Annotated in this window: 19 protein-coding genes; 1 reads left to right on the top strand and 18 read right to left on the bottom strand. The window is 35.9% G+C overall.

What is annotated here, in order from left to right; all coding sequences use genetic code 11:
• Positions 1–49 precede the first annotated feature (49 nt).
• The 5 genes from DFO73_RS23815 to DFO73_RS23795 form a co-directional block, all read right to left on the bottom strand.
• Complete coding sequence (locus DFO73_RS23815) at positions 50–793, bottom strand: class I SAM-dependent methyltransferase (RefSeq protein WP_110067191.1); 744 nt, start codon at positions 791–793, stop codon at positions 50–52.
• Positions 794–977: 184 nt separating this feature from the next.
• Entirely contained in the window at positions 978–1670 is a 693-nt protein-coding gene (locus DFO73_RS23810; RefSeq protein ID WP_110067190.1) for an HAD family hydrolase, read from the bottom strand.
• Positions 1671–1828: 158 nt separating this feature from the next.
• Positions 1829–2074 carry a hypothetical protein gene (locus DFO73_RS23805; protein WP_110067189.1) on the bottom strand — a complete coding sequence of 82 codons (246 nt, stop codon included), beginning with the start codon at positions 2072–2074 and terminating at the stop codon, positions 1829–1831.
• 97 nt (positions 2075–2171) lie between these two features.
• The gene (locus DFO73_RS23800; protein ID WP_110067188.1) at positions 2172–2567 is read right to left on the bottom strand and encodes a VOC family protein; all 396 of its coding nucleotides are present in this window, start codon (positions 2565–2567) and stop codon (positions 2172–2174) included.
• Positions 2568–2777: 210 nt separating this feature from the next.
• Positions 2778–3347 carry a nucleotidyltransferase domain-containing protein gene (locus tag DFO73_RS23795; RefSeq protein WP_110067187.1) on the bottom strand — a complete coding sequence of 190 codons (570 nt, stop codon included), beginning with the start codon at positions 3345–3347 and terminating at the stop codon, positions 2778–2780.
• A gap of 269 nt (positions 3348–3616) precedes the next feature.
• On the opposite strand from DFO73_RS23795, the gene DFO73_RS23790 reads away from it, so the two are divergent.
• Positions 3617–3976 carry a YybH family protein gene (locus tag DFO73_RS23790; RefSeq protein ID WP_110067186.1) on the top strand — a complete coding sequence of 120 codons (360 nt, stop codon included), beginning with the start codon at positions 3617–3619 and terminating at the stop codon, positions 3974–3976.
• Between the two features lie 473 nt (positions 3977–4449).
• Here the strand turns inward: DFO73_RS23790 and DFO73_RS29505 are convergent, their stop codons facing one another.
• From DFO73_RS29505 to DFO73_RS23720, 13 genes are all read right to left on the bottom strand, one after another.
• Entirely contained in the window at positions 4450–4827 is a 378-nt protein-coding gene (locus DFO73_RS29505; RefSeq protein WP_258309724.1) for a hypothetical protein, read from the bottom strand.
• A 217-nt stretch (positions 4828–5044) separates the two neighbouring features.
• Complete coding sequence (locus tag DFO73_RS23780; protein WP_110067185.1) at positions 5045–5371, bottom strand: antibiotic biosynthesis monooxygenase family protein; 327 nt, start codon at positions 5369–5371, stop codon at positions 5045–5047.
• A gap of 493 nt (positions 5372–5864) precedes the next feature.
• Positions 5865–6179, bottom strand: a complete 315-nt coding sequence (locus DFO73_RS23775) for a DMT family transporter (protein ID WP_110067184.1) — start codon at positions 6177–6179, stop codon at positions 5865–5867.
• Positions 6180–6345: 166 nt separating this feature from the next.
• Positions 6346–6693 (bottom strand): DMT family transporter, encoded by a 348-nt coding sequence (locus tag DFO73_RS23770; protein WP_110067183.1) that lies wholly within the window; start codon positions 6691–6693, stop codon positions 6346–6348.
• A gap of 235 nt (positions 6694–6928) precedes the next feature.
• Positions 6929–7513, bottom strand: coding sequence for a TetR family transcriptional regulator (locus DFO73_RS23765; protein WP_110067182.1), 585 nt, complete (start codon positions 7511–7513; stop codon positions 6929–6931).
• A gap of 894 nt (positions 7514–8407) precedes the next feature.
• On the bottom strand, positions 8408–10039 hold the full coding sequence (locus DFO73_RS23755) for an amidohydrolase (RefSeq protein WP_110067181.1): 1632 nt from the start codon (positions 10037–10039) through the stop codon (positions 8408–8410).
• A 39-nt stretch (positions 10040–10078) separates the two neighbouring features.
• Positions 10079–11425 carry an APC family permease gene (locus DFO73_RS23750; protein WP_110067180.1) on the bottom strand — a complete coding sequence of 449 codons (1347 nt, stop codon included), beginning with the start codon at positions 11423–11425 and terminating at the stop codon, positions 10079–10081.
• 48 nt (positions 11426–11473) lie between these two features.
• Positions 11474–13090 carry an amidohydrolase gene (locus DFO73_RS23745; protein WP_110067179.1) on the bottom strand — a complete coding sequence of 539 codons (1617 nt, stop codon included), beginning with the start codon at positions 13088–13090 and terminating at the stop codon, positions 11474–11476.
• Positions 13091–13233: 143 nt separating this feature from the next.
• Positions 13234–14580, bottom strand: a complete 1347-nt coding sequence (locus DFO73_RS23740) for an APC family permease (protein WP_110067178.1) — start codon at positions 14578–14580, stop codon at positions 13234–13236.
• A gap of 560 nt (positions 14581–15140) precedes the next feature.
• On the bottom strand, positions 15141–16004 hold the full coding sequence (locus DFO73_RS23735; protein WP_110067177.1) for a MerR family transcriptional regulator: 864 nt from the start codon (positions 16002–16004) through the stop codon (positions 15141–15143).
• 175 nt (positions 16005–16179) lie between these two features.
• Positions 16180–17076 (bottom strand): carbon-nitrogen hydrolase, encoded by an 897-nt coding sequence (locus DFO73_RS23730; protein WP_110067176.1) that lies wholly within the window; start codon positions 17074–17076, stop codon positions 16180–16182.
• A 33-nt stretch (positions 17077–17109) separates the two neighbouring features.
• Complete coding sequence (locus DFO73_RS23725; protein WP_110067175.1) at positions 17110–18735, bottom strand: amidohydrolase; 1626 nt, start codon at positions 18733–18735, stop codon at positions 17110–17112.
• 28 nt (positions 18736–18763) lie between these two features.
• Positions 18764–20119, bottom strand: a complete 1356-nt coding sequence (locus DFO73_RS23720) for an APC family permease (RefSeq protein ID WP_110067174.1) — start codon at positions 20117–20119, stop codon at positions 18764–18766.
• Positions 20120–20378: the final 259 nt, after the last annotated feature.

Raw genomic sequence — 20378 nt, 5'->3', positions numbered from 1 at the left:
TTTAAGTACATTTGTTCACAATCTTAGCTTTTAATTCAAATTTCATTTTCTATATAGAATGCTGACCCGGTAGTTCAACATCATCGTTTTTCTTTGAAGCCTTCATAATTAAAAAATGAGGATTGCTCATCAGTCTTTCATACTTCAGTGGATCTAGTGACTTAAATTTTATTGTGGGTTGTGGCTCAATTATGTTTTCAATTGAAAAATACTCAAGAGTTTTGTTCAATACTTCACTCAAGGACCTACGGTAAAATGGAACTTCAATCAATCTTCCTTTCCTTTCCCATTGGTCAATTATTAGCTCTGTAGAAAAATACTGCTTGTTTTTGGAAAGTTTAAAGTCCATAAATGGATGATGTATTGAAAACAGTAGTTTCCCTCCTGGTTTCAAGATCCTTTGAAACTCACTAAAGGTCTTGCTCCAATCGTTAATATAATGAATTACAAGTGAACTCATTATGAGATCAAAAGATTCTTTTGGGAAGGGCAGCTCATTTTCAAGGTCTAAATTCAGCACCTTCGCCTTGTTTCCAATACGTCTTTGAGTAGCTGCCACCATTTCTGTACTTATATCAGTTGCAATTACTTCTGCACCCAGCTTTACTAACTGCTCCGTATACCAGCCGGCTGCACAACCAGCATCAAGAACCTTGGTGTTTTTTAAATTTGCCGGCAGAAGTTTTATCATTGCTGGTCTTTCATAATGAATGTTATATGCATTTTTAGTATCAACATTATATTCATAATCGCTTGCAAGTTTGTCATAAGCTGCTATTATGCTTGTTTTCATATTACATACCACCCCCAAATGTATTCACACAGATTTCCATTAAGATTAAAGACTTCAACAAAAGGAGTACTAATCCTCCTGGATTTAATACTCCTTTTTAGATAAATATATAACTATTGAAACAACCTGCCCCTTTAGCGAAATAATAAAAAGCTACCCCGCAATAACAGCCTGACTTTAACACTTACACCCCAGAACAAGGCTCAATAAATTGTTGCCTTAAATTTTCAATGATTAAAGGTAGTTCTCCCAAATTATCTACAATAAAGTCTGCTTCGACATTGTTCCATTGAAAATCTTTTTTCCAAATTCCTTTCATTCCAACATTTCGGGCAGCTTTTACATCATTATCTGGATGGTCGCCTACAAATATACTTTCATTAGCTGAAACATTAAGTTGGTCCAAGGCTCGCTTAAATATTTGAGGGTCAGGTTTTTTTAAGCCTTCCCATTCAGATACTAAAATAATTTCAAAAAACTCTTCAATTCCCAATGCCCTTATGTTATCCATCTGAAATTGCCCTTTACCATTGGTAATCAACCCTAAAACAAGGTTGTTGGTCCGCAATTCTTCTAGCATACCTATAAGATTCGGGAAAGAAATGCAATTATTCTTAAATTGACTTATATAATCTTGAAGTAATTCCTCCCAAGTTATTTCAGTAATCTCAAATTCATTGACTAGTTGTTGATATACTTTATCTTTCCAAACATATCCACGATTATCTATTTCAATAAATCTTCTTACGTATTTCTCTTTAGGTATATGACCTACCAATTTATTTAGTCTGTCGTATTGCTTCTGTATAAACATTTTTACTGATTCATCTCTATTTAACAAAGTTCCGTCTAAATCGAATATAACAGCTTTAATCATTCTGTTCCCACTCCCCGATTAAGGTTCTTTTATTCTTCTCTTTCGCTATTCCAGACTCCATCTTCACTAAACTGCCCCGTTTGTACAATAAGAAAAATGCTGGCTGAGATGGCAACTGGATCTTAAAGTAATGCACCCCTGTTAGTTGAATTTAAACATTACTCATTGATAATATATTTTTCCCAGTTGGCACTTCGAATCTCTTCGTCTGTTGGTGTATTTACTCGATTATCATTAATTTCCGTTCTTGCTGTTGATACCTCGATATTTTCTGGATGATTCCATTCATTTAGACATTCATCACACAACACATAAAGGTCATCAGTTCCAACATCTTTTACTATCTCTACCCACCCCTGAGAACAAATTGGACACCAGGCAACTTTATTTTTAAAATGTTCCATTATTAAATCTCCTTTTAAATATACTCCTTACACCATAATCCCTATTCAACTATCCTACTCCGTTAGCTTAATAAGAAAGATCATCTACTCCATTACATTATAGAGCTACCAGTTCAACTTTAATCCTATCAGGGTCTTCTAAATAGACTGCGTAATGATTATATCCTCCAGCAAATGGATGTTTGTTTTTATAAAGGATATTTACCCCTTTAGACTCTAATACTTTTGTTATTTCATCAACGTGAAGGCGTGACTCAGCGTAAAATGCTAGATGGTTCAGCCCTACTCGGCACCTATGGTATTGAATATCAAGGAATCGTTCCTCTGCCTGTACAAAAACAATATAGGTACCATCTAATCTCCAGCTTTGCCCACATTCCCATTTTTGAAAAGAGCTATATCCTAATTCTTGAAGCAACCATCCCCAAAATTCCACCGATTTTTCCAAATTAGATACGTACAACTCAATATGATGAAGCAACCCTTTTGGCAAAATAATTTCCCCCTATTGAGTAATCAAAAATGACTCTCAAAAAAATAAGCTACCGTGGTGGTAGCTGCTCAAAAATTCAAATTAAGTTACTACTTATATTTCCACGCATTTTTCAAATATCCTTGTTCTATTAACTGCCCCGTTAGTCGAATAAGAAGCTTCCCGATCCTCATTGGATCTTCAACTCTTGCAACCAATAGTGAATAATAATTAGAACAAAAAGTGAAGCCACTTATGTCCTGGTTTGTGCAATTCTAATGCATATCGAAGCCATTGTTTCTTTTCATTATCGAGATAATCCTTTATTGTCATAAAGTCTCGATGATCTTTTTCTCTTGTGTTTTTCGCCTTATATAAAAGGACAATTTCTGGATTTAGATAAGGAATACCTGTTTCAGAATAGCTCCAAACTGAATTGAGTGGGTAAGAAATCCTTAAATCTCTTCTGAATTTCCAATTATTATCGTTTGTTTCATTTAGAAGAACTTCTATTTTCTCTCCATTAAACTTATTAGTTACGTGAATTTCGTGAATAGGTAACTTTAAATACTCATTTCCCCAAGTATGGAATTCACCTTTAATCACCTTCTTAAAATCCCATTCCTTTAGATAAGCCTTTAAATTTAGTTGGTCCTTTCGGAATAAAGCAATCTCTAAATCTTTGTGTTCCCTTATTTCTTTCCCTATAAAAAGATCAATCGCCCATCCACCAGCAATGAACCACGTTTTATTAAATCCTGCCATTAAAGAAGTAACACTTTGGCATTGTTCAAATGACATATAATTCCTCCAAAATTAAGAAACATCATCTCTTATCACTTTACTTTTTTTATATAAGAATTACCTTCTCCCTATTTAACTAACTAACCCCTTTAGTTGAACAAAAAGCCGCCTGGTTTGCAGCAGAGCTTGAACATAAGCACAAGTTAGTGGAAAAAACACCTTCTCCTAGTGCATATTTTCCTCGAAATGCGCACCAAGAAATCTTGATATCACACACAAAAAATAAATTGGTATACTTAATTGACAATGATTAAGGAGTGAAACAATTGGATATTCTCAATAATTATATTAAAGCGACAAATTCACACAATTTTGAAAAAGTTAAAAAATTACTTCACCCTAATGCAACATATTTTTTTAGTAACAAAACCTGTATAAACCACGATGAAATCCAAGACTATTTTGAGAATGCATGGGATTTAGTGAAAAATGAGAATTATGAAGCTCATGATGTGCAATGGTTATTTACCTCTAATACATCTTTAACATGTACCTATACATATTTTTATGAAGGTTTTATTAATGGCAAATATACCAATGGTCGAGGTAGAGCGACCAATGTATTCGTCAAAGAATCGGATAACTGGTTGTTAATCCACGAACATTTAAGCCCTTTACCAAGCTAGTGAAATGAAGAGGTATCTTATAGAAAGATGCCTCTTTTTGTTGCGTTTCTTGTGTCAATTGTGACATAAAAAAAGGTTTCATTTCTATTGTTCCACAAACCTGCCCTTTAGTTGAATAAAAAGGACCTGATGTAACAGCAGCCGATCTTTAAGTAACGCATCAGTTAGTTCAAGAATAATTTAATAATTATATCTAAAATTTTCATATTTTCCATACTTGATAACTGTTTTAAATTCTTCTCCACCATTTTTATGCCTTAACAAAGCATCCATCTTATCATCTTTAATATTGTAATGTCTCTTATTTAGAAAGCCTACACTTCGGATTGTAGGATGGTCTAGAATTGGTGATAAGTCACCATCTAACACATTAGTATCAACAAATCTAAAGTCGATTAGGTTAGGGAAATGATTTAAAAAATTCAAATTCTCTAGATTACCACAAGAGCTAAGGCACAGAACCCGAAGGTTTTTCAGAGAGAATAATTCTTCATTTGGTATGAATTTTCTTGATTGTTTAATATGTAATGTTCTAGCGTATCGGATACTCCAGACAAACCAGTATCATTTTGTAATTTAGTACAATAATGTAATTCTAAACGCTTTAGTTTATTCATTTTTTCTATCCCAATGAAATCTTTTAAATTGGACCAGTTTAATTCTAGATAGAGGAGATTTTCAGGAATACCCACAAAGTTGCCCAGCTTATTCTTTTTATGATGCCAAAGAGTTAAATACTCAATGTTTTCAAGCTCCACCTCATTAAATTTATCTTCTTTTAAGTTTAAGTAAGCCTGAAGATTATCTGGTATTTGTTCAAACCAAATCGTATTATCTCTCCAATTATCCATTTTGAATCGCTCCTATATTCCCATTTGTTAATTTATCTTATCATTTGGACTAATTAAACTATTCTGCCCCGTTACTTTAAGTACATTTCTTCACAATCTCTTCCTAAAAATTAGCATATTTCGCGCACTCTGTTATTCAACAATCTGGCCATAGAATGCAAAGTGAGCGCTTATACTTGTTCAAAGAAGCCCTTTAATGATGAAGTGCAATTATGTACTACATTTCGAAAAACTTATCTCTCTCCACTTTACAAACTCTAAGGGCAAAATTTTTATACCATTCTGTTTTACCTCTATTTTGGGCAACTTGATGTGCTGAATTTTCCTTCCATTTCTTTATCGCATCTAAAGATTCCCAGTATGACACTGTGATTCCTAACCCCTCATCACGAGCACTTTCCACGCCTAAGAAACCACTCTGTTGAGAAGCTAACTCTACCATTTTGTCTGCCATTTTCCCATAACCTCCGTCAACTTCTGTTCGCTGTGAAGCAAATATCACTGCATAATACGGTGGTTGAGGAGTTTTTGCAACTCCACTCATGTTTTATTCCCCCTAAAATTTTTTAATTAATATTTTGCATCTCCATTATAAGCCTACATTTTGAAAACCGATCTCAAAAACTATCTTACCTTCTTGAACTAGCCTGTCCTATTCCTCACAGGACATAAGGAATAAATCTAACTTCTATATCCTCCTCAAAAGTTCCTACTGACGTTCAACAATCAAGCCTGTTTGTTGAATAAAAAAATTAAACGACTTTTTATTACTCAACATAAGAGTCATTGCTGTTCAATAAATTACATACTGTTTCTCTCATAAAGAAAAAAGGACCTCAAAGGAACCACATCCCATAAGTGGCTTCTTTGGATCCTTTATTTTACTATCTGTAAAGGTCGGTGTCCGACATAATAAAAAAGATGTTTGAAATGTTATTAGAACCTCCCAATCCTCATCACTGGATTCAGCCCCGAAGAGCGCATATCTTACTTCGAAATGCGCAGGATTGCTGAATAACTAAAAATATATTAACGTATCATGAAACAAATTTTAGACCAATTATGCTGATCACTATACCACTAATAAGAATAATTCGTTTAATATCTTTTGATTCTTTAAAAAAAAGCATGCCAATTAAAATACTTCCTGCTGAACCAATACCAGTCCAGATAGCATAAGCTGTCCCTACAGGAAGTGTTTGGACAGACGCAGATAATAAATAAAAGCTTATTCCGGCGAAAAGAAGACAAGAAATCGTTGGTTTAATTTTTGTAAATCCTTCTGTAAGTTTTAATGAAATAACACCGCCAATTTCTGCTAATCCTGCTATTATTAACATCATCCATGCCATTATTATCACCTCTTCTTTACTCGTACTTCACGTCTAACAAGAATCCCTAAAATATTAATCAATAGATATTATTTATATTTTCATCCTCCATTAAAAAAGGGGTAGGTGCATTAGTGAACAAAATCCGTCGTTTTGAATCAATGCTTTTAAAGATAGTTACCACACCCTATTTCGCATCTCGCACGGATTGTTCCTGCTGATTGCTTGCTAGCTTTAGACAAATAATGCACGCGAGCAGAAGAACTATAAAAAGAATTTTGAAAAACGAAACATATTCTCCTAAAAACACCATTCCAATGATCGCTGTTCCCGCAGCTCCTATTCCCGTAAAGATTGCATAGGCTGTTCCAACAGAAATTCGCTTCATTGCTTGAGAGAAAAAGTAAAAACTTAAAATAATTAATATTACGGTCACAATACTAGGCACTACTTCGGTAAATCCTTTTGAAAATTTCAACCCCACTGCCCATCCAATCTCTAACATTCCTCCAATAACCAAGTAAAACCAAGCCATATTATCACCTCTTTTTTATTACCTGTTCCAATAGATGTATTAATTTTCATTTCAATAATTATTACGATGTCATCCTTATACAATGACCCAGTCCTTACTTCATAAGCAACTCCAGCGGGGAGTACTTACATGGCTTTCACATTAGTAACCAACTCATTTTTTATATCCTCTTAATTGAATGAGTGTCAGTCATTTTGAAGGAACAAAAAGTATTGGAAAAGATCCAATAACTTGTTTATGTTCTAAATAACGATCTTTTTAAGAAGTTAAATATTTCAGCCTTATATACTTCTAGGGTATCATCTTGCTCATGACTTATATAAAATCGTTCAGCCGCATTTTCAACAAGATTAATGATGATTCTGGCCGTCCATTTTACATTAATGTCGCTTATTATCTCATTATTTTTAATGGCTTTAGTTATTAAATCCTCTAGCCAATGATAATAGGGCTGGTATATCAATTCCCATTTCTCCATCGAGTAATCTATAGCTAGCCCAGAATAGCAAAGGACAATAACGTCTTTGTGCGCATCTGTTATGTTAAAAGTTTCGTCAATCACAATTTCTAAGACGTCCCAAAAGGTTTCTTTCCCTTGAATCTTTTCTTTAATTCCTTCTAAAGTAATGGTGAGAAGGTTATCTGCAATAGCTGGTATTAAAGCCTTTTTTGAGGAAAAATATAAATAAAAAGTTCCTTGTGCAACTCCAGCTTTTTTTACTATATCTGAAATAGAAGTCTTATCAAGACCTTTTTCAGAAATTACATCAATGGCTGCTTTTAAAATTTTTTCATATTTTCCATCTGAACTGCTCGGCATATCGTGAACCTCCTCATAAAATAATGAATGACTATCATTCATTATATAGCGACACTAACGGAATGTCAAAACGTAAATATAAGGGGAAATATAGAAAATCAAAAGCCACCATTTATTTATGATGTCCTTAGGTGGAATTATTGGGACAGGACTATTTATTCGATCAGGTTATCAATTGGTGAAGCAGGTCACGCAGGTGCATGCAACCAATTTTATTGGTCCTGCAACCGGTTTTTGTCATGGGCTGGATCTATTGGTTAAGCTAGGCGATGTATGGTCGGATTGGAATTTGTTGCAGCAGGATTGCTCATGAAAGATGACTTCCGAATCCATTAAATATCCGTATATCAATGGATAAACACCTGCTCCTTACTTATCCAATTTTTTTGGAGAGGGTATTATTCCTGTTGGGATGATTGGAATATTCATATCCATGATATCCGTGATCATGCATTTGAATTCTTAAATGCTTTTTTTATATTAAAGAACTAGTCAATTTAAACCTTATATTGTAGTCATTCAACAAAATTTAATACTTCTCCATACATATGTTTACTGAAAATTTTCTTTTTAAACCGTAAAACACCAGATTTCATATATCTTCCCAGCCTTGGTGATAAGGAGGGTAATTTCATTAGCTCTCTAATAACATTATTTGATAAAAATTGGTCGTAACTTAAATTTTTATGTTAAAAAAGGTATCCCAACAATAATTTAGAGATACCTTTTTCTTAATGCCAATCTTCCTCATAGACAGGTCTATTGAGTCTGAAAGTACCTATTATGAATAATCGGGTTTGGAACAGGAGCTGTCATCCATCTGGTTATGATTTTAACTATTCAACAATATGTTCAATTAAGAGTTTTTGGAATCCTCTATTTATAATTGTGTTTCTAATTTTCGATTAGAGAATTCGTAAGGTCATAAACTACTTTACCATCAACAACTGTTAACTGTACCTTTGTATCTGGTATTTCTTCCTCGGGTATATCAAAGAGATTTCTTTCCAAAACAACAATATCTGCAAGTTTCCCTACTTCCAATGTCCCTAATTCATGTTCTCGGAATGTCCCGTAAGCTGAACCGATTGTATAAGCTTTTAATGCTTCGGCCAATGTGATTCGTTCATGCGGATGCCACACTGTTTTTCCACTGCTGTCGATTCTGGTTACAGCACGATAGATTTGTAGAAGCGGATTTAGGATATCAACTGGAAAGTCGGTCCCGAATGCCAAGTTCGCACCGGCATTTTTCAATGTATTAATTGAAAAAACATGCTTTTCCCTTTCGGTGCCAATTCGATCAGTATAAACACCTCGTTCAGACATCGCAAAATGATCTGGCTGCATCGAAGCAGTAACACCAAGCTCTTTAAAACGATGGATATCATCAGGATGAATTACTTCAACATGCTCAACGGAATGACGTGAATCCCGCTTGCCATTAGCCTTTTGCGCTTCCTCATAGGCATCTAGTGCCAAACGAATGGCCCCATCCCCAATCGCATGAAAACGAATACTAAAGCCTTCTTTATCGGCCTCAACAACCCAATTTTTAATCGTATCAGGAGGGAAAGTCGTCTCACCACGTGAATCTGGTTGGTCCGCATAAGGTTCAAGTAAATACCCAGTTCGAGCGGTAATGACGCCATCGATAAATTGCTTCAGTCCTGATACACGGAGTTTATCCGATTGATACGTGTTTCGTAAGTGCTCGACGCGCTCCAAGTCACCATTTAAAGCAGGCCACAAATGAATACGTGTGGTTAATTCCCCTTTGTCTTCAAATTCTTTGAAAATACCATAATCATTTAATGATGCCAATGATTCAGCTGCAAATAAATCGTGGACAGCCGTTACTCCTAAACTAGCAGCATGTGTAAGGAAATTTGTAAAAAGAGTCCTTTTTTGTTCCTTTGTAAAATCATAGGCATGGCGGATCACCGCGTCCATTGCTTCTTCATATAGGAGCCCATTGGGTTCTCCGTTTTTATCCTTCCCAATAATACCGAAAGAAGGGTTTTCCGTATCTCGATTAATATTTGAAATTTCTAATGCTTTCGTATTCACCCAAGCATAATGAACTTCGGCGTGAAACATAATCGCTGGACGATCAGGGAGAATACGATCCAATGCATAACGATCTGGTAATTGTTGTGTATCCCAATAACCTGCATCCCATGTAAATCCGATTACCCATGGGTTTTCCGGATTAGCTTCGGCAAATTCGCGAATCATTTCCAGTGCTTCACCTTCTGAACGAGCCGCGAACAGATTGACACCATTAAGAGCAACGGCACCCTGCATAATATGAAGATGAAAATCATGGAATCCCGGCATGATTAGTTGGTCATTAAACTTATAGATTTTCGTATTCTCGCCTGCATAGTGTTTCATTTCTTCCTCAGAGCCCATCGCAACAATTTTGTTGTCCTTAATCACAATAGAAGCACGTTCAGGCTGGTCGGTAAGACCTGTAAATACAGCATTACTTGAAATAATTAATTCTGCTATTTGTTGGCTCATAATAAATATATCCTCTCTTTGTATAGATTAAATGTTCTTTTATTGAGCTTCTTCAAAGGCTATCTCTGGAGGAGGTTGTCTAAACATTTTGGTAAGGTTTAGAAGGTATAAAAATCCTACCGTAAGCCACGCTCCTCCTAGTAAAAGTGAATGAATATCTAATTTCACCCAAAAAAATCCTGTAAGTGAAGCGCCAAGCAAAGGAATAATAAGGTACCGAATTGTCCCCATAATAGACCTCTGTTTTTTTCGGAAATAAAAGTACGAGATAACCGAAAGATTAACGAAGGTAAAAGCAAAAAATGCACCAAAACTTATCAGCGATACGGCAGTAGTAAGGTTTAAGAAAATTGAGCTTAAAGCAACAACTCCTATAATTAAGATGTTGAAGACAGGTGTACGATATTTAGGTGAAAGATACCCAAATATTTTGGCAGGAAGTACACGTTCACGTCCCATTGCATATAAAATACGTGAAGCACTTGTTCCTGACGCAATAGCCGCAGCAAAACTTGACATGATTCCTTCAGCAAGAATATAACTTGTTAAAAAGTTGCCCGCAATATACATTGCAATATCTATATAAGCAGCTTCCGGCGCTTTGAATGAGTGGTAATCTGGCCAGACAAGCTGTAAAAAATATGAACCGATAATAAAATATAGTCCACCAATGATAGTAATAAGATAAATAGCCCTAGGTATAGATTTTCGAGGGTTCTTCGTTTCCTCAGCAAGAGTTGTTGCTGCATCAAACCCTAAAAAGGAAAAGCATAAAAGAGGCATCACAGACATAAAGTCTGACATATTTACATTCGAATTGATAAACGGAAATATTGAAAAAAGTGTTCCTGCTCCCATGCCATTTATTAAACCCTTAATTGAAAAGGTTATGAATAATGCGAGTGTTCCAAACTGAAGGAACAGAAGTGCAGCATTAAACTTAGCGGCTACCTTGATGCCCAGTATATTTACAATCGTAATCGTAACGATAAAGATAATAATCCAAATGAACATAGGAATCGAAGGGAAATATGCCTTCATTGCTATTCCTAACAGTAAAGCGCTTATCATTGGACTAAATACATAATCCAATAAGAGAGTCCAACCTACTAGAAAACCGATGTGAGGACTAAGGGATTTTTGTGTAAAAGTATAGGCAGCACCCGCATTCGGAAAGGCTTTCACCATTTGCGCATAGCTGTAAGCTGTAAATAACATAACCATTAAGGCAACGATATAGGCAGTTGAAATCATCCCGTTCGTGCTTTGAACAGCTACTCCATATGTTGAAAACATCGTTGTTGGAGCCATAAAGGCTAAGCCAAAAAACACAACATATTTTAATGAAAGAGAACGTTTAAGAGTTGGTGAACTTGTATTGCTCATACATCAATCCTCCTTGTATAACTCACTGAATCGCAGCCATTCTTATTCCTATACCAATGCACCAGCATGATCATAAACTACTTTACCATCAACGATCGTTAGCTGAACCTTTGTATCTGGTATTTCTTCCACGGGTACTTCAAAGAGATTTCGTTCCAAGACGACAAGATCAGCAAGCTTCCCTACTTCCAATGTCCCTAATTCATGCTCCCTGAATGAACCGAATGCCGATCCCATCGTATAAGCTTTTAATGCTTCGGAAAGTGAGATCCTTTCATGTGGATGCCATACCGTTTTTCCGCTACTGTCGATTCTCGTTACTGCACGATAGATTTGCAGAAGTGGATTAAGGACATCAATTGGGAAGTCCGTTCCAAATGCTAATTTCGCCCCAGCTTTTTGTAATGTATGAATCGAGAAAACATGCTTTTCTCGTTCAGTACCAATTTGTTCGGTGTAAACACCTCTTTCGGACATCGCTAAGTGATCTGGCTGCATCGAAGCAGTAACACCAAGCTCTTTGAAACGATGGATATCATCAGGATGAATCACTTCAATATGTTCCACAGAATGCCGTGAATCTCTTGGACCGTTCGCCTGCTGTGCCTCCTCATAGGCATCTAGAGCAAGACGAATCGCGCCATCCCCAATCGCATGAAAACGAATGCTGAAGCCCTCTTTATCTGCATCAATGACCCATTTTTTTATCATTTCAGGAGGGAAAGACGTATCTCCGCGTGTTTCTGGTTGATCCGCATAAGGTTCAAGTAAATAGGCAGTACGTGCGGTAATGACTCCATCGATAAATTGTTTCAGTCCTGAGACACGGAGTTTATCCGATTGATACCTCTCTCGCAATTGTTTGGCATACTCAAGATCGCCATTTAAAGCAGGCCATAAATGAATACGCATTGTTAATTTATCTTTGTCTTCAAATTCTTTGAAAACATGGAGAGATTCTATTGTTTTTAAACCATGTAAGTCATGAACTGCCGTTACCCCTAAGCTTGCTGCGTATGCCAAGAAATTAGAGAAGACTTCATTCTTTTGTGTACTTGAAAAGTTAAATGCATAGCGGACAACTCCATCCATTGCTTTTTCATATAAAATACCATTTGGTTCTCCATTTTCGTCTTTTCCAATAGTTCCATAAGAAGGGTTTTCCGTATTACGAGTAATATTTGCAATCTCTAATGCTTTCGTATTTACCCATGCATAATGACCTTCAGCGTGAAACATGATTGCTGGGCGGTCAGGAAGGATATGATCCAATGACTGGCGGTTCGGTAATTGTTGTGTATCCCAATATCCTGCATCCCAGGTAAATCCGATTACCCATTGATTTTCCGGTTTTGATTCGGCGAATTCGCGAATCATTTCTAGCGCTTCCTCTTCTGAACGAGCCGCGAACAGATTGACACTATTGAGGGAAACGGCACCTTGCATAATATGAAGATGGAAATCATGGAATCCCGGCATAATTAATTGGTCATTAAATTGATAGATTTTTGTATTCTCGCCTGAATAAGGTTTAATCTGCTCCTCAGAACCAATCGCAATGATTTTGCTGCCCTTAACCGCAATAGATGCAGGCTCCGGTTGATCAGAAAGCCCTGTAAATACAGTATTACTTGCAATAATCATATCAGCTTTTTGTTGGCTCATTATTAATCCATCCTCTCATATATGTATATAAATTACGTTTGATTTCTCAACATTGGATCCCGTTAAACCCTTGGTTATCAGCATATTGAACAGGTTATACATCTGAAAATCCCTTCTCTCATTTATATAAATTAACTCCCTTATTATTGAGCCTCTTTAAAAGAAAGCTCAGGGGGCGGCTGTCTAAACACTTTCGTTAAGTTTAATAGATAGATAAATCCGATAAGCAGCCAAATTCCACCTAGTAATAGTGAATGTTTATCCAGTTCTATAAAAAACAATCCAATGAGTGCTGCACCAATAAGCGGGATAATCAAATATTGAATCGTGCCTTTAAAAGACCTTTGTTTCTTTCGGAAAAAATAGTGAGCAACAACTGAAAGGTTCACAAAGAAAAAAGCGAACAACGCCCCAAAACTAATAAGGGATACGGCTGTTGTTAGATTTAGGAAAAGGGCACTTAACGAAACTACACCAACGATTAAAATATTGACTACAGGTGTACGATATTTTGGGGATACATAGCCAAAGATTTTTTTCGGCAATACACTTTCCCTCCCCATCGCATACAAAATCCGAGATGCGCTCGTTCCGGATGCAACGGCAGAAGCAGTGGTAGTCGCTAGACCTACTACTATAAATAAACTCGAAAAAATGTTTCCACCGATATACATTGCAATCTCTAAATAGGCGGATTCAGGATTTTTGAAAGACTGAAAATCCGGAAAAATAAGTTGTGCAAAATAAGAACCTGTGATAAACAAGAATCCACCAATCAACGTTATGAGATAGATTGCTTTTGGTAACGTTCTCGCAGGATCCTTTGTCTCTTCTGACAATGTTGTTACTGCATCAAAGCCTAAAAAGCTAAAACATAGAATAGGGACAACAGATAGAAGAGCAGATACATTAACTTCAGAATCAAGGAAGGGAACGGTTGAAAATAATACTCCTGCTCCTCTTCCTGCAAGAAGCCCTTTAATCGTCAAAACAAAAAATAGTACAAACAATAAAATTTGAGAGAGAAGCATGTACGTATTAAGTTTCACTGCTAATTTAATGCCTAGAATATTGACAGCTGTAATAAACGCACTGAATCCTATGATCCAAACAAACATCGGAATGGATGGGAAATAAGCCTTCAATGCAATTCCGAGGATTAAGGAACTGATCATCGGACTTAATATATAGTCAATGATGATTGTCCAACCAACGATAAACCCAATATGTGGGCTTATTGATTTTTGCGTAAACGTATAAGCTGCCCCTGCATTCGGAAATGCTTTCACCAATTGAGCATAGCTATAAGCTGTAAATAACATGACAACTAACGCAATCGCATAAGCGGTTGGCATCATCCCGTTTGTACTGTGTACAGCAACCCCATATGTTGAGAAAAACGTTTTTGGAGCCATGAAAGCCAATCCGAAGAAGATGACAGGCATTAAAGTAAGAGAGCGCTTAAGTGTTGGTGCATTTGTTTTTTCCATTAATCAGGCCTCCTTGTAAATTGTTTGTGGCTAACGATCCGTAGTAAAAATTCATCAATGAATATCTCACACAAAATTGGACTATTCTGAATATCTTTTATGGAATTCTATTTATATCTGGTAATGGAAAAGTTATTCTTCTCTGGGCTCCTTTTGTTTTTAAGGGTAACCAACATAAAAAGCATTTAATTGAACGGCAACAGTTCCAGTTATTGCTGAATGACTTGTAACCGCTCTCAAAATTCGGTTTTTAAGTACTGAAATGGCTGTCCTCTGATCAGCCGCATCAGCAGGAGTTGGTAATGAAGAGTAAGAAAAGGTAAAGGACACCATCGTAACGACCCTGCGATTTTTCGAATTTTAACATATTGCAACAACAAACTCACTCCTTTTAACATAATGATTTCTTTTCAAATAACACCTTGCTGTTTTCCATTCAAGAAAAGCTTCACTCCACCAGTGAATGAATCTATTATAAAGTCTCGTCTAACTCCAGAGTAAACCGTTCCCATAAAAAAAACAGCCACGAAATGATAACGCTGTCATTTCGTGGCTATTTGCTAGTTTACTTTCTCTTGAATTGGAATTTGTATTTCATAATAAGCTTCATCATATTTATCAGTCAGTGAAACGTCAACCTGCATAATTCGAAGGGCGTCGCCGATAATAACGTAGCCATGAGTATCGCAATAATGGAGTAGCTTTTTAAGCTGGGGCAGCATTTTCTCCCTTACGAGTCCTCCATGGTAGGAACATATGAATAGCCCTTTTTCTATTTTTTGCGTTGGTTGCTTAGACTCTTCATCCTGCACAAGAATGAATACTTGAGATTCATATGCACTTAAGTTACGGGGAAAATCAGATGATTGACGAATTTCATCAAAGTATTCTTTCTTGATAAAATCTCCAAATTTATTGCTTGCCAATACTGGAATGGTACCACCAATCCTGTTTTCGAGATCCAAAAACCCAAAATAAAGATTTTCTTTATCCTCCCAGCTTACCGGTCTGTCAAACTGAATGTAGTCCCGTTCTTCAAAATGTTTAATCACGATATCAGCATTCCTGTAACAGTTTGTGAAATTTTCAATATTGTTTATTCGGGCCATCAAAGTATTATGGATATCTTGCAATTCCTTTATTTTTCCCTGTATATTAACCATTGACTTTTGAAGTAATTGAACCGATTTTTTGACATTGCGATTCGATAGAAATTGCTTGATTTCTTCTAAGGAAAAACCGACCCTCCTTAATTCCTTTATTGTTCCGAGAACTTCATACTGATAAATGGAATAATAACGATAGCCAGAATCCGGGTCAATGTGATACGGCTTTAGCAAACCAATTTTATCGTAATGACGCAACGTATCTACCGTTACGCTTCTTAACTTCGCCATTTCTCCTATACTCAGCTTATTTTGCATGTTTTTTCTCCTTCTAACCAACACTGATATAAAAGTAATGATTATGCACTCTTCATGTTTTTAACTACTGAGAGCATTACTAATAGTTTCAATAGTAGAATCCTACCTGACAACCTCCTTAAAAACAATAGATTTCCAGCCAGATTCCTATTAATTCAAAATGCCCCATACAGTCTTAGCATTTTATTTTTTTTATTCCCTTTTTAATAGGAGAAGGTAACGGAAGCATTTCCTTTTGTAATAGAGAGCCATATGTGTCGACACGACGGTCCCTAAAGAATTGTAGGATTTTCCTCGTATTTTCAATTTCTTTTAAATCAATCTCTTGAACGATAATTCCTTCTTCATCATCAAGTGAAGCTAGAATATTCCCTAATGTATCGCTAATAAATGACCCACCGTAAAAATTCATGTCCTTTTCCTGGCCTACTCGATTTGTCGCAGCAACAAATACACCATTAGAAATACCATGAGCTGAAATTGCCTTTTCCCAGGATGATCTTGTTGATATTTCAGGATGATCTGGCTCTGAACCAATAGCAGACGGATAGAATAATATTTCAGCCCCTTGTAGGCTCAAAATTCGAGCAACCTCAGGGAACCATTCGTCCCAACAAATTCCAATCCCTATTTTTCCATAAGTAGTTTCATAGACAGGGTATCCAGTATTGCCAGGAACAAAATAATATTTTTCATGATACTGTGGGCCGTCTGGAATATGATTTTTTCTTGTAATACCTAAACATTCCCCATCAGCATCAAATACTGCTGCACTATTAAAATAAATACCTGCACCTGCTCTTTCGTAAAAAGGAACAATCAAGACAATCCCTAATTCCTTTGCCAATTCACCCATTTCAGCTAATGTACCGCTATCTACATCTTCAGCTAAATCATAATTTTCCACATTGACCGTTTGTGGAAAATATTGCGAAGAAAATAATTCCTGTAAGCAAACGATTTGTGCCCCTTTATTTACTGTTTCTTTTATTTTCCCTATCGTTTTTTGAATATTTTGTTCAATCAATTCTCCGCAATGAATTTGAATAAGACCAACTTTTACTTTTGACATTTTCTCACTACCTGCCTTATATATTTTTTTATCTTATACAGTTGGGACGACCTGGTTTTCATATACAACCTTTCCATCCATAATCGTCATTTTCACTTCAGTCTCAAGAATTTCATCTGTTGATATGCCAAATAAATTTTTATTTAATACTACGATATCCGCTAACTTCCCTTCTTCCAATGTGCCTAATTCTTTTTCTCTAAAAGATCCAAATGCCGGAGTAGCCGTGTAGTATTTTAACGCTTGTGCTAATGTAACTCCTTCCGACTTTTGCCACGCCTTCCCAGTTAAATCTTTTCTGGTTATTGCCTGATAAATACCCATCATAGGGTTTAGAGGTACTACAGGAAAATCCGTACCAAAGGCAGCTTTTGCACCAGTATCTACTATTGTTTTAATAGGGTAATAGAGAGGTTGTTGATTTTCACTAATTCTAGCTGTATATGCATCACTTTCCATTAATTCAATATGTTTGGGTTGAAAGGAAGCGATTACACCTAATTCCTTAAAGCGATGGACATCGTCTGGATGCAATACTTCCACATGTTCAATGACATGTCTAGCATCTCTTTCCCCATTTTCGTTTCTCGCTTCTTCAAATGCATCTAATGCTAAGCGGACAGCACCGTTACCAATAGCATGGAATCGAATTTGGAATTTTTCCTTATCGGCCTTTTTTACTAATTGTTTAATACCTTCAGGTGGATAGGTGGTTTCACCTTTTGTTTCCGGACGGTCTTTATATGGATCTAGTAAAAATGCAGTATGGCTTGTTACAACTCCATCTATAAATTGTTTTAATCCAGCGAAGGTAAGCTTATCTGATTGGTAATTTATTTGTAAATCCTTTGCTTCAGCTAAATCCATTTTTAACTCTGGCGAAAAGTGGATCCTAGTTGTAAGTAACCCTTCTCTATCAAATTCCTTAAAAATTTCAAGATCGTCTAATGGATTTGGCGCAATTTTTGCTCCGTATAAATCATTAACGGATGTGATTCCTAATTTTTTTGTTTCATTAAGAAAGCCTTGGAATAGTTTTAAACGTTTTTCTTTCGGTATTTTGTATGCATGTTCTGTTGCATACCCAATTGCATGTTCAAATAGAATGCCTGTTAATTCCCCATTTTCATCTTTTCCAATTTCTCCATACTCAGGAGCTGGGGAGTCCTTCGTTAAATGAATCATTTCTATTGCTTTACTATTGATCCATGCGTAATGCACTTCTGCGTTGAATAATAAAACAGGACGATCATTAATATATTTATCTAATGTAGTTCTATGTGGCAGCGCTTTCTTTCTCCAACTGGTATGATCCCAGCCAACCCCTAATATCCATTCATCACTCGGTCTCGTTTCTGCAAAATTAGCTACTATTTTAGCTGCATCTTCTTCTGAAGCAGCATCAAATAATTTGGCACTATCCTTCTGTAAAATGCTCCCCATCATTATGTGCATATGAAAATCATGAAATCCCGGAATAATTAGTTCTTCTTCCATGTCAAACACTTTTGTTTGATCCCCAATGAATGACAATATTTCTTCTTTAGAACCGATCTCAATAATTTTATTATCTTTAATAGCGATAGTTGCTTTTATAGGCTCATCTTGTAGCCCAGTAAAAACATGTTGACTAGAAAGAACGATGTCTGCCTTTACCATTTTTTACCCTCCTTGGTAGATCTAGCTTTTATGCTTGAATTTCATTTACCTCCGCATTATCAATAGAAAGCTCTGGCGGCCGTTTACTAAACATTTTCGTAGTTGAAAGGAGCATGATGAAACCAATTCCAAGCCATCCTAGTCCGAGTAAAAGTGCCTTTAAATCAAGACTAGTCCATAACCAAATTGTGAAACTAGCACCAATCAGTGGCAAAATTAGATATTTTAATGTGCCAAATCCGTTTCTCTGTTTCTCTCTAATAAAATAATGAGAAATAACCGAAAAATTAACAAATGTAAATGCAACAAGCGCTCCAAAATTAATAAAGGATGATGCTGTCACTAAATCAACAAATAAAGCAGATAAAGCAAAAATACCCACTAAGATAATGTTGTGTGATGGAGTTCGAAATTTTGGATGAATATGACCAAATATTTTCTTAGGAAGAACTCCATCTCTCCCCATCGCATACAAAAGCCGCGAAACACTTGCGTGAGATGATAAACCAGATGCCAGTCCCCCTGTAATATATCCTGCTAGAAAAATAGATTGAAATAAATTACCCCCGACGTATATTGCAATTTCTAAGGCAGCAGAATCTGGATCTTTAAAGGCTTGAAAATTTGGGAAAACAAGGTGACTGATGTATGAGATGGTGACAAACAGAACTCCTCCTATTAATGCGACGAGGAAAATAGCCTTTGGTATTACTTTTTTAGGATTAATGGTCTCCTCTGAAAAAGTAGTAACAGCATCAAACCCTAAAAAAGATAAACATAAAATAGAAGATCCTGCTAATACTAAAGATAGTGATATTTCTTCATTCACAAATGGAGAACTCATAAATAATGTTCCGGAACCCATTCCGTTAACTAACCCTTTAATTGAGAGGAATGTAAATATAACTATTATTAAGAATTGACAGGCAACTAATAATAGATTTATCTTTGTTGCTATTTTAACTCCGATTATATTTACAATGGTAGTTAAAATTACAAAGGCAATTAACCAGACGGAAAAAGGAACAGATGGAAAATATGCGTTTAAGTAAATAGCGATTAGTAATCCATTAATCATTGGCAAAAATAAATAGTCTAGTAGGATAACCCAGCCTACTAAGAATCCAATATGAGGATTAAAAGCCTTTTGAGAATAGGTATATGCAGAACCGGCAACAGGGAAGGCTCTAACCATTTGACCATAACTATAGGCTGTAAACAACATACCAACTAAAGCAATAATATAAGCAGCTGGTACCATGCCATTTGTTATTTCTGCAACAACCCCATAAGTAGAAAAGACTGTTGTAGGTGCCATATAAGCCAATCCAAATAGCACCAAAGGAAATACTGTTAACGAACGTCTTAATTTTGCATTCTCCATGTATCACTCCACCCTTAATCGTATTTAATTAACTAATATGCAAATTTCATACCAAGTGGGGATTGATTATATAGTGATTGAATTAAAGCGTTTTTTTAATAGTTGTAAAATACAAAACTTTTAATTAATTCATAGTTTTATGCAATATTACATAAAATATGTAATATTGCATAATTAGTCGTTAGAGATGGGTTTTAGATTTTCTATACTAGTCTATTTCCTTATAAACAGCCCGTTTGCGGATGATTTTATCGACATT

Origin of the sequence: Cytobacillus oceanisediminis (genome assembly GCF_003182355.1) — a bacterium.
GTDB classification, from domain to species: domain Bacteria; phylum Bacillota; class Bacilli; order Bacillales; family Cytobacillaceae; genus Cytobacillus; species Cytobacillus oceanisediminis_A.
The sequence above is the reverse complement of the archived record's forward strand: the minus strand, read 5'-3'. Positions and strand labels throughout refer to the sequence as shown.

Bases quoted from the DNA above. Each gene is read 5' to 3' on its own strand.
- DFO73_RS23740 (WP_110067178.1), bottom strand. From the start codon at position 14,580: ATGGAAAAAACAAATGCACCAACACTTAAGCGCTCTCTTACTTTAATG.
- DFO73_RS23775 (WP_110067184.1), bottom strand. From the start codon at position 6,179: ATGGCATGGATGATGTTAATAATAGCAGGATTAGCAGAAATTGGCGGT.
- DFO73_RS23720 (WP_110067174.1), bottom strand. From the start codon at position 20,119: ATGGAGAATGCAAAATTAAGACGTTCGTTAACAGTATTTCCTTTGGTG.
- DFO73_RS23765 (WP_110067182.1), bottom strand. From the start codon at position 7,513: ATGCCGAGCAGTTCAGATGGAAAATATGAAAAAATTTTAAAAGCAGCC.
- DFO73_RS23730 (WP_110067176.1), bottom strand. From the start codon at position 17,076: ATGTCAAAAGTAAAAGTTGGTCTTATTCAAATTCATTGCGGAGAATTG.
- DFO73_RS23745 (WP_110067179.1), bottom strand. From the start codon at position 13,090: ATGAGCCAACAAAAAGCTGATATGATTATTGCAAGTAATACTGTATTT.
- DFO73_RS23725 (WP_110067175.1), bottom strand. From the start codon at position 18,735: ATGGTAAAGGCAGACATCGTTCTTTCTAGTCAACATGTTTTTACTGGG.
- DFO73_RS23805 (WP_110067189.1), bottom strand. From the start codon at position 2,074: ATGGAACATTTTAAAAATAAAGTTGCCTGGTGTCCAATTTGTTCTCAG.
- DFO73_RS23750 (WP_110067180.1), bottom strand. From the start codon at position 11,425: ATGAGCAATACAAGTTCACCAACTCTTAAACGTTCTCTTTCATTAAAA.
- DFO73_RS23755 (WP_110067181.1), bottom strand. From the start codon at position 10,039: ATGAGCCAACAAATAGCAGAATTAATTATTTCAAGTAATGCTGTATTT.
- DFO73_RS23735 (WP_110067177.1), bottom strand. From the start codon at position 16,004: ATGCAAAATAAGCTGAGTATAGGAGAAATGGCGAAGTTAAGAAGCGTA.
- DFO73_RS23810 (WP_110067190.1), bottom strand. From the start codon at position 1,670: ATGATTAAAGCTGTTATATTCGATTTAGACGGAACTTTGTTAAATAGA.
- DFO73_RS29505 (WP_258309724.1), bottom strand. From the start codon at position 4,827: ATGGATAATTGGAGAGATAATACGATTTGGTTTGAACAAATACCAGAT.
- DFO73_RS23795 (WP_110067187.1), bottom strand. From the start codon at position 3,347: ATGTCATTTGAACAATGCCAAAGTGTTACTTCTTTAATGGCAGGATTT.
- DFO73_RS23815 (WP_110067191.1), bottom strand. From the start codon at position 793: ATGAAAACAAGCATAATAGCAGCTTATGACAAACTTGCAAGCGATTAT.
- DFO73_RS23780 (WP_110067185.1), bottom strand. From the start codon at position 5,371: ATGAGTGGAGTTGCAAAAACTCCTCAACCACCGTATTATGCAGTGATA.
- DFO73_RS23770 (WP_110067183.1), bottom strand. From the start codon at position 6,693: ATGGCTTGGTTTTACTTGGTTATTGGAGGAATGTTAGAGATTGGATGG.